Origin of the sequence: Siphonobacter sp. BAB-5385 (assembly GCF_002261125.1) — a bacterium.
Taxonomy (GTDB): Bacteria; Bacteroidota; Bacteroidia; order Cytophagales; family Spirosomataceae; genus Siphonobacter.
On the sequence record NZ_NMPS01000108.1, the window covers coordinates 39,751 to 49,649 of the forward strand.

Annotated in this window: 5 protein-coding genes; 3 read left to right on the forward strand and 2 right to left on the reverse strand. The window is 50.4% G+C overall.

Annotated elements, in window-relative coordinates; genetic code table 11:
• Nucleotides 1–186: 186 nt before the first annotated feature.
• Both BWI93_RS11145 and BWI93_RS11150 read right to left on the reverse strand, forming a co-directional pair.
• Entirely contained in the window at nt 187–1,740 is a 1,554-nt protein-coding gene (locus BWI93_RS11145; RefSeq protein ID WP_094811247.1) for a RagB/SusD family nutrient uptake outer membrane protein, read from the reverse strand.
• A gap of 11 nt (nt 1,741–1,751) precedes the next feature.
• Complete coding sequence (locus BWI93_RS11150; RefSeq protein WP_094811249.1) at nt 1,752–4,928, reverse strand: TonB-dependent receptor; 3,177 nt, start codon at nt 4,926–4,928, stop codon at nt 1,752–1,754.
• Nucleotides 4,929–5,351: 423 nt separating this feature from the next.
• On the opposite strand from BWI93_RS11150, the gene BWI93_RS11155 reads away from it, so the two are divergent.
• The 3 genes from BWI93_RS11155 (at nt 5,352) to BWI93_RS11165 (ending at nt 9,780) form a co-directional block, all read left to right on the forward strand.
• Nucleotides 5,352–7,025 carry a glycoside hydrolase family 43 protein gene (locus BWI93_RS11155; RefSeq protein WP_094811251.1) on the forward strand — a complete coding sequence of 558 codons (1,674 nt, stop codon included), beginning with the start codon at nt 5,352–5,354 and terminating at the stop codon, nt 7,023–7,025.
• Nucleotides 7,026–7,138: 113 nt separating this feature from the next.
• Nucleotides 7,139–8,695: a glycoside hydrolase 43 family protein gene (locus BWI93_RS11160; protein ID WP_094811253.1), complete on the forward strand. Its 1,557-nt coding sequence runs from the start codon at nt 7,139–7,141 to the stop codon at nt 8,693–8,695.
• Between the two features lie 230 nt (nt 8,696–8,925).
• Nucleotides 8,926–9,780, forward strand: a complete 855-nt coding sequence (locus tag BWI93_RS11165; protein ID WP_094811255.1) for a sialate O-acetylesterase — start codon at nt 8,926–8,928, stop codon at nt 9,778–9,780.
• Nucleotides 9,781–9,899: the final 119 nt, after the last annotated feature.

Below are 9,899 nucleotides of genomic sequence, written 5' to 3' on the forward strand. Positions count from 1 at the left end.
TGACCTAAATCCATATAAAACACTTAGACAAGGATCCAAAGCGAAACAGTGAAACGAAAAGGCTCCGGAAGCGTATTTGCCTCTGGAGCCTTTTCATTTTTTGCCCGTGGTACAGCGGTCAGGATAAGAGCTAGGCTCCCTTCTTTTCCCGCTTGCCTACACAACAGACAAGGGATTCAGAACTGCTTAATAACCCGGATTTTGCTTGCCATTCACCAGCGGATTATTGTCCAGTTCTGCCACCGGAATGGGCAGTAATTCATCCCGACCCGCCCGGAAATAGGAGAATGGTTCCTGCGTGAAATAACCCTTGGGTCGCCAGCGGAGAATATCGATGCTACGCATACATTCCACGGAAAGTTCAACCATTTTCTCGTGCATGACGGCTTTGATCACCTGAGCTTTAGTGCTGGTGGGATATTGGCTCGTCGGATACGCGGGCATCGCTACACTTTTGCGGGCTCTAACCTGATTGAGGTAGCCAACGGCCGCCGTAAGATTCCCCAGCTCGGCTTCGCATTCGGCCAGGTTGATCAGTACTTCGGCATAGCGGATAATCCGCTGATTATTACCGCCGGGGTGGTAACTAGCCCGGGATTTGCCTTCCTTGTACAGAATCATAAACTTCCGGATGCTGACTTTCTTGCGAACACCATTGACTACCGATGAATTACCGTTCTGATCCGCATCCGTCAGTACATCCGCATCATTGTTGTAACGATCACCGGTTTGGTAGAAACTGAAATTGAATCGGGGATCGGTTTTGGCGGCTCCGGTGGCCGTGTTTTCGAATTCATTCAGCAGCTTGTCCGAGGGAATCAGGTTTCGCCACGCTACCGGATTGTACTCCTGGTTACGAATGGTCGATTGAGCGGAGTTGGGGGTATCGTTGCCGCCCCAGTTAAAATCATTATCCCCCTTATCGACGTAGGCAACTTCGAAAATGGACTCGGCATTAAATTCCGTCTCCTCTTCAAAATTGTCCAGGTAGCGATCCGTTAACGTATACGCACCGGAGGTAGTGACTTTAAGCAAGGCTTCCTTGGCTCCGGCATAATCATTTCGCTGCATCAGCACCCGGCCCAGCAACGCATGGGCAGCACCATTGGTGGCTCGTCCTTTATCCGTAGCCGCTTTACCGGGTAAGGCACCGGCCGCCTGACGCAAATCTTCGATGATTAAGGTATAGATCGCATTGACCTCTGCTCGGGGCTGGTAGTCGGATGGCGACTTAACGGGTGCTGTGTACAGCGGTACGCCTCCCCAAAAAGTAACCAGTTCAAAATAAGCCCAGGCTCGCAGGAATTTGGCTTCGGCCACCGCCCGGTCGCGTACGGCGGCATTATCCGTCACATTAGGCCCGTTTTCGATAACCGTATTGGCCCGGTGAATGACGGTATACAAGCCATTCCAGACCGAGTTCATGACGCTGTTGGTGGGATCTGTATTGCCACTTAGAATCTGAAAGCGGGGTACTTCCAGCTGACTTCCACCAGCGGCTACCTCATCGCTTCGCAGGTCATGGAGGAAAAACCACTCCCGGGCCACCAGCGAAATGTTACGCACCGTGGCATAAATGGAATTGGTACCCGCCAGAAGTTCATCACTGTTTTTAAAATAATCAGTAGTGGATACCACGTTTTCGTTAATGGTATTCAACGTATTATCATTACAGGAGTACATAATGGGCAGCATAACCATTATACACGCCGTCCGAATGCTTCGCTTAGATAGTTTCATACAAGTATGCATTAAAAAGTGGCCTGGATTCCTGCTTGAAATGATCGGGGCGTGGGGTACTGACCGTAATCCACACCATTCGTCAGTGTTCCGTTCTTCGAACCGATTTCCGGGTCCAGACCAGAGTACTTGGTAATAGTAAACAGGTTTTGAGCAGAGAGGTAAAGACGCAATCGGCTGAGGCCCAGAGCACCGGTACGTTTCGTCCAGGATTCAGGGGCATTGTAGCCAATCATGACATTTTTAAACCGTAAATACGAGCCGTCTTCAATCCAGCGGGTGGAGGGACGTACGTTCTGGTTCGGGTCTCCGTTCACGGCTCTTGGCATGTCCGTAGTAGTGTTCGAAGGTGTCCAGGCGTTTAGAACGGCCACATCGGCATTGAACAGGCGAGGCATCCCTTCGCGAATAATCCGGGCGGCGTTAAAGATTTTATTGCCCTGTACGCCCTGAAAGAAGACCGTGAAATCAAAGTTTTTGTAGTTAGCCGCGTAGTTGAGCGAGTAACTGAATTTCGGCAGGAAACTGCCAATGAACGTACGGTCATCATCATTAATAACGCCGTTGCCATCCAGATCTTTAAACTTCAAATCCCCGGGAGCGGCTCCACTTTGCGTGGCGTGGGACGTTACTTCCGCTTCGTTCTGGAAAATACCTTCTACGATGTAACCGTAGAACGACTGCACGGGCTGACCGGCTACGGTATTCGTCAAAGGACCACCGCCGCCAAAATCAGCATCACCCCCGGCTGTAATGGAGGCATTCTCGTTATTCAGCCGTACCACCTGATTTCGGATGACGCTTACTAAACCCGTCACATTCCAGGTGAAATCGCCCCGCGTTTTACGGTAACCCACCTGAAATTCAACTCCGTTATTTTCCATCGCCGCTACGTTCGCCAGAGTTCCGGCTCCGCCAAAACCAAAGCTGGTCGGCGTAGGAACGGTCAGAATCAGGTTATCCGTTTGACGCCGGAAGTACTCCGCCACAACGGTTAAGCGATTTTCCAGAAAACCCATGTCCAGACCCACGTTGGTTTGTTTGGTTTTTTCCCAGGCTAGATCCGGATTGCTCAGACCGTTATAGAACGAACCGTTGCCGTTGATAACCGTACCGTTGAACGGATAAGTGGCCTGATTCCGCTGGATGGGTTGCAGATACGGATAGTTACCCAGCAGCACGCCATTGATGCCGGTGATTCCGTAACCGCCCCGGAGTTTCAGTTCCGAGATACCACGTACCTCTTTCATGAAGTTTTCCCGGTCGATTCGCCAGCCAGCAGAGAAGGCCGGAAAGTTTTCGAACTTCTTACCCGGAGCAAATACGGACAGACCATCCCGACGAAGTGAAGCCGCCAGTATGTAACGCTCGTTGTAGTCATACGTCACCCGACCCACCATGGAGCGGATGTAGTTGGTTTCATAAATGCTGTTGGCGGTCACGTTGTTGGCTCCGTTGAGCGTACGGACCACGTTCGTGCTCTGGGTACCGCTGGCGGTTTCATTCCGCACATTCTGACTCTGGGTTTCGTAGACAACCGTGGCCCCGAGGTTATGGCCTTCGAACGACTTCTCGAAGGTTAACTGCTGGGTGAATAGTTGCGTATTCGTCAACAGCCGCTGATTCTGGATACTTGCCGTTGCCGCAATGGAAGTACCGCCATCGTTGTGGATGGGTGTATAGTTCGTGATGTAGGCATTTGAATAATCCAGACCGTACGTAGACGTGAATCGGAGCCAGGGGGCGATGTTCACTTTTACGTACGCTGTGCCCAGAATGCGGGTCGTATTGTTGATGTTTTCAACGAGGAAAGCCCGCTCCACGGGATTGACCGGATCGGAGGCGTCGAAGCTATTCTGCGGCCCCATGAATCCACCCAGGTTGTTGGGGTTATACACGGGCAGATAGGGCTGCATCCGGATGAGGTTTACAATGGGCGTACGGTTTCCCTGCGAAACGTCGAAACGCTGTTTGGATTGACTGATGTACAGATTTTCGCCGAACGTAAATATCTTGCTTAAGGTATGTTCCGAATTCAAACGATAGTTAAAACGCTTGAAATTAAGGCCCTGAGCAATACCCTGCTGATCGAAGTAACCCGCTCCTGTATAAAAACGCGAAGCCCCATTGCCGCCACTCAGGGAGACGTTGTACTGCTGAAGCGGCTGGTTTCTTCGGAAATACTCCCGTTGCCAGTTGGTATTGGTCTGGGCAAAGGTCTGCGTAGCACCTTCGTAAATCGGAAGATTGAAATTAGCCGATTCCAGACGAGGCGGCAATGAACTGCCCGCACCATTCAGGGCTCTTTCGTACTGCGTGTATTGCTGCGTGTTGAGCAGATTGAATTCCCGGGTGGGACTCTGAACCCCGAAATAAGCATCAAAGGAAACCCGCAAACGATCCTGTAAAGAACCTTTTTTTGTCGTGATCAGAATGACCCCATTGGTAGCTCTGGAACCGTAAATGGCGGCGGAGCTGGCGTCTTTCAGCACTTCAGCCGACTGAATGTCGCGGGGGTCGATGTTGGAAATCGCCGTGGGAAACCCATCGACCACGTACAGTGGATCGGAAGCAAAGCTGATGGAGCTAATCCCCCGAATGGTAACGATAGGAGCACTCCCCGGCGATCCGTTGTTAGTCACGTTTAAGCCCGCGACCCGTCCCTGCAAGGCCTGATCGATTCCCGCCACCGGTAACTCATTCAGGGCTTTGGAGGTAACCGATGAAACGGCTCCGGTGATGGCTCCCCGGCGTTGCGTACCATAACCCACCACAACGACCTCGCTCAGGACTCGCTGGTCATTTTTCAAAACGATCTCAACCGTCGATCGCGTACCCACAACGATTTCCTGACTGGCATACCCCACATGCGTGACGACCAGCGTCACGTTATCATTGGGGATCATTAACCGAAACTGGCCCTGTTCGTCAGTGACCGTACCCTGCGTCGTGCCTTTAATGGACAGACTCACGCCCGGCACGGCCTGGCCCTGCTCATCTTTAATACTCCCGGTTATGACCCGATCAACCCGGGCGTTCGTCTTCCATGTACTGGGGGTAGGAGCGAAAGCGTGCCTGGCATAATTGGGTGCTGCACTGGTCGAATGCATGTGTAATAGCAGACAAACGACGGGCGGAATCATCATCCATCGGATCGGATGTTCTCGGAATGTTACAGGTTTATCCATAGCATTTAATGAAACTTTTGTGAAGTAATGGTATAGGATTAGGAGTGCAGTCAGGTACCTGCAAGGTGGGGTAGATACGCTAAAAATTTCGGGTTTATCGCCGTTTTGAAAAGCCTTACGCTCGTTTAGGGGAGCTGAAATTCTTTAACAAAACTAGAGTGCAGAAGAAGCCAAAAGGTAGCAGAAATGTAAAAAAATATAGAAATAATGTAAAAAAACACCCTTTGGGAGGGGCTGATATTTAATTAATTAAACATTTTTTCTCCTTTTTTGAAGATTTTTATCCTACCGCTTTTTCTACTTAAGGCTACATTTGAAGCCGGTGCTTTTTCCGCTGACCGCTACAAATGAATGCTGGAGAGTTACGGAATAGTACCAGTACAAAGGAACCTTAACACATCATTGGATCGATCTTACAGAAACATGAGAAAACCTATCCTGTCCATTCTTTTTTTCTGCCTTTGGGGCCTGAATTCTGGAATAGCTCAGAAAACTACTTTAGTCAATCCCATTCTATCGGGCTTCTATCCGGATCCGAGTATTGTGCAGGTGGATAAAGATTATTACCTCATTAATTCTACGTTTTCCTACTTTCCCGGCATTCCCGTTTTTCATAGTAAAGACTTAAAAAACTGGAAGCAGATTGGCAATGTCATTGACCGCCCCTCCCAAATGGATTTCATGGGCGAGCGGTTAACACGCGGCCTGTTTGCTCCAGCCATCAGCTATCACAAGGGCACGTATTACGTGACCTGTACGGACATTGATCACGACGGTAACTTTGTCGTAACGGCTAAAAATCCGGCAGGACCCTGGAGTAATCCGGTCCGGATTCCGCAGGTTCGGGGCATCGACCCTTCGCTGTATTTCGATGACAACGACAAGGCCTATATTCTCTACAACAGCGACGCTCCCGACAACAAACCCCAGTATTCCGGCCACCGTACCATTCGGATGTACGAATTTGATTACCAGAATCTGAAAGTAGTAGGTGAGGAAAAGCAACTGGTCAACGGCGGGGTAGACATCAGCAAAAAGCCCGTATGGATTGAAGGGCCGCATATTCTGAAGCGAAACAACTGGTATTACCTGTATGCGGCCGAAGGTGGCACGTCGGTGAACCACTCCGAAGTAGTGTTCCGGAGTAAATCCGTCTGGGGGCCTTACATACCCTACGAGCACAATCCCATCCTGACGCAGAAAGGCTTACCCGAAGACCGGAAAAACCCCGTTACTTCCGCTGGCCACGCTCAGTTTGTGGAAGGTCCCGATGGAAAGACGTATTCCATCTTTTTAGCCGTTCGGCCTTACGAGGGTGATTTCTACAATACTGGTCGTGAAACTTTCATTGCCCCCGTAGAATGGAAGGAAGACTGGCCAATCATCAACCCCGATCATAAGGAAATTCAGTATTCCTATCCGGTCAACTACGCCGAAAGCAAGCCGAAAGATCTGCTGCCTCAGTCAGGTAACTTTGGGTATACGATGACCTTTGAAAAATCGCTGGACCCTTCGTTACTATTCATGCGAACGGTAGATCCCGGCTCGTATACGCTTTCCAAAAAGCAGGGCCTGACGCTGAAGCTGAAACCCGAAACCTGCATGGAAATGGGTAATCCGTCTTTCGTAGGAAAACGCCAGCAACACCTGTTTAGCACGGCTGAAACCGAACTGAGTTTTAGTCCAAAAGCAGAATACGAAAAAGCAGGACTGGTAATCCTTCAGGATGAGCATCATTTCTATTTCCTGAGTAAAGGCCAGAAAGACGGAAAACCCGTCATTCAGCTTTTCAAGAGTGTACCCCGCGAAAAATCGATGGAGCTAGTGACGGAAGCCCCGCTGAATACCACGGCTGACAAGGTAAACCTCCGTATTGCTTCGCAGGGCGATTCCTACAGCTTCTCGTATACAACGGACGGTAAAAATTGGCAAGTGCTGAAAGATAAGATGGACGGAAAGTTCCTGAGTACCAAGGTAGCGGGAGGTTTCATTGGCTGCGTGTACGGCATGTACGCTACGTCTTCCGGTGAAAGTAGTTCCAATACCGCTTCGTTCCGTTATTTGAAGTACGAAGGAAAGGATCCGATGTATAAATAAAGTGAGTTGGAAAATGCAGGAATAGGTAGGTCGCCTGGGCGATGCAACCTATTCCTGAGCCCATTTAGGGCTTTCTGTAGGTCCTTTCATTACCTAACCTCTACCCGATACACATGCTAAGAAGCTTTATACTACTGTTTTTGCTTTGCTCAGGTCAGCTTTTGTTCGCCCAGGCCCATAATCCGGTCATCTTCGCCGATGTACCGGATCTTTCCATGATTCGGGTAGGGGATACGTATTACATGAGCAGTACCACCATGCACATGAGTCCGGGCCTACCCCTGATGAAGTCCAAGGATTTAATCAACTGGCAACTGGTGAGCTACGCGTATGATCGATTGGGGGAAATGGATGAACTCAATCTGACGAACGGCAAGAGTACGTACGGCCGGGGTTCCTGGGCCAGTAGCCTGCGGTACCACAAGGGTACGTACTACGTCACGACGTTCGCTCAGACGACGGGTAAAACCTATATTTATTCCACCCAGAATATTGAAAAAGGTCCCTGGAAAGAGATCTCGTTCAAACCGTCGTACCACGATCACAGTCTGTTTTTCGACGATGACGGTCGGGTATACATGATTTACGGCGGCGGCAAAATCAAGCTGATCGAACTTTCGGCGGACCTTTCCGGGGTAAAGCCCGGTACTACCGAACAGGTGATCATTGAAAATGCCAGTGCACCCTCCGGTACGGGCGGAGGACTGCCCGCCGAAGGTTCGCAGTTATTCAAGGTAAATGGGAAATACTACCTCTTCAACATCACCTGGCCCAAGGGAAGCATGCGTACGGTAGTGATTCACCGGGCGGATAAAATTACGGGCCCCTGGGAAGGCAAAGTCGGCTTGCAGGATTTGGGCGTGGCACAGGGTGGTTTGATCGATACGCCCGACGGAAAATGGTACGCTTATCTGTTCCGGGATTTTGGCGGCGTGGGTCGGATTCCGTACCTGGTGCCGGTACAATGGGAAAATGGCTGGCCCGTGTTGGGAGAGAACGGCAAAGTGCCCGAAAAGCTGGCTTTGCCCGCGAGCAAAGGACTGATTCCGGGTATCGTTGCCTCCGACGAATTCAATCGTAAAAAGGGTGAACCGACCTTGCCACTGGTCTGGCAGTGGAATCATAATCCCGAACCGAAGCTCTGGTCACTCAGCGAACGCAAAGGGTTTTTACGACTGAAAACCGGACGAATCGACACGTCCTTTACGCAGGCCCGCAATACCCTCACCCAACGGACCATCGGACCGGAATCAGCTAGTACGACGGCCCTGGATGTTTCTCAAATGAAGGAGGGTGATTTTGCTGGTTTAGGCCTGTTGCAAAAGGAGTATGGTCTGGTAGGGGTCAAAATTATCCAGGGAAAACCTTCCGTAGTGATGGTTAAAATGAAGGAAGGAAAACCGACAGAGCTTCAAACTATTCCGCTACCTCAGAAGATGGTATACCTGAAGGCTGAATGTAATTTCCGGGATCGGAAGGACACGGCAAACTTCTTCTACAGCCTCGACAACAAAACCTGGACGCGTATCGGAGAGTCGCTTAAAATGCCGTATACCATTCCGCATTTTATGGGTTACCGGTTTGGCCTGTTCAATTACGCCACGCAACAGACGGGTGGCTACGCTGATTTCGATTACTTCCACATCAGTGATACGCTCACTCAACCGTAGAAGCGACCCTTCATGATTGAAATAGCAGACCCTGCTCCAAAGCCTTTTATTTCAAGCAACATAGAAAGGCGTAAGCCAAAAAATAAAGTGGGTTGGATAGGCTTTATCGCTGGGTTTGAGTGAAATAGAGAGAAGTTTCTCCTACCATTAAATCGTGCCTTTAAAAACGCTGGAGGGTATGTCTTCCTTTGCCGGTTCAACCTTCAACCCTTTCAATTGCCCCTAAATCTATGAAAATGATCCGTATCCTTGGGTTGTTGCTCTTCGCCTGGCTTGGTCGTGAACACGCGTTTGCCCAAGACCCTAACTTTCATATTTACCTCTGCCTGGGGCAGTCGAACATGGAAGGCCCCGCGGCGATCGAGGCTCAGGATAGCACAGTCAGTAGTCGGTTTCAGGTACTGGCCGCGGTGGATTGCCCGCAGCTGGGACGAAGCCAGGGCCAATGGTACCCGGCTAAACCACCCCTGTTTCGGTGTAATACCCGCCTGTCACCGGCCGACTATTTTGGCCGTACGCTGATCGCCCATTTACCTGACTCGATACGGGTGGGTGTCGTACCGGTAGCGGTGGGTGGTAGTAAAATCGAGATTTTTGATAAAGTCCAGTATCGGGCGTATCTGGATTCTTCGGCCGCTGAAAGACCCTGGATGATCAATATGGCGAATGCGTACGGCGGCAACCCCTACGAACGACTGCTGACCATGGCCCGACTAGCCCAGAAACAGGGTGTAATCAAAGGCATTTTGCTCCATCAGGGAGAGTCCAATACGGGTGATGAAGCCTGGCCGGGTAAAGTTCAGAAAGTATACGCTGACTTATTAAAAGATCTGGGTCTGGCCCCGGATTCAGTACCCTTACTCGCGGGCGAAGTAGTCAGCCAGGATCAGGGTGGAAAATGTGCCAGCATGAATGCCATCATCGCGACGCTACCCCAAACGATTCCGAAGACCTACGTCATTTCCTCGGCGGGCCTCCCGGCGGTTCCGGATAAACTCCACTTTACTTCCCAAAGCATCCGAGAATTGGGTAAGCGTTACGCCGTGCGGATGCTGTCGTTGCAGGGGTATGAGGTGAAGGAATAAGGATGGGTTAGTTACGTCGCCTATTTCGAAATTGCTAATAACACCCATCAAAGAATCACTATTTCGTCCTGCAAACACGGCTGGTGATTTAGTCCGTATGCATTCCATGCCGGGCATCG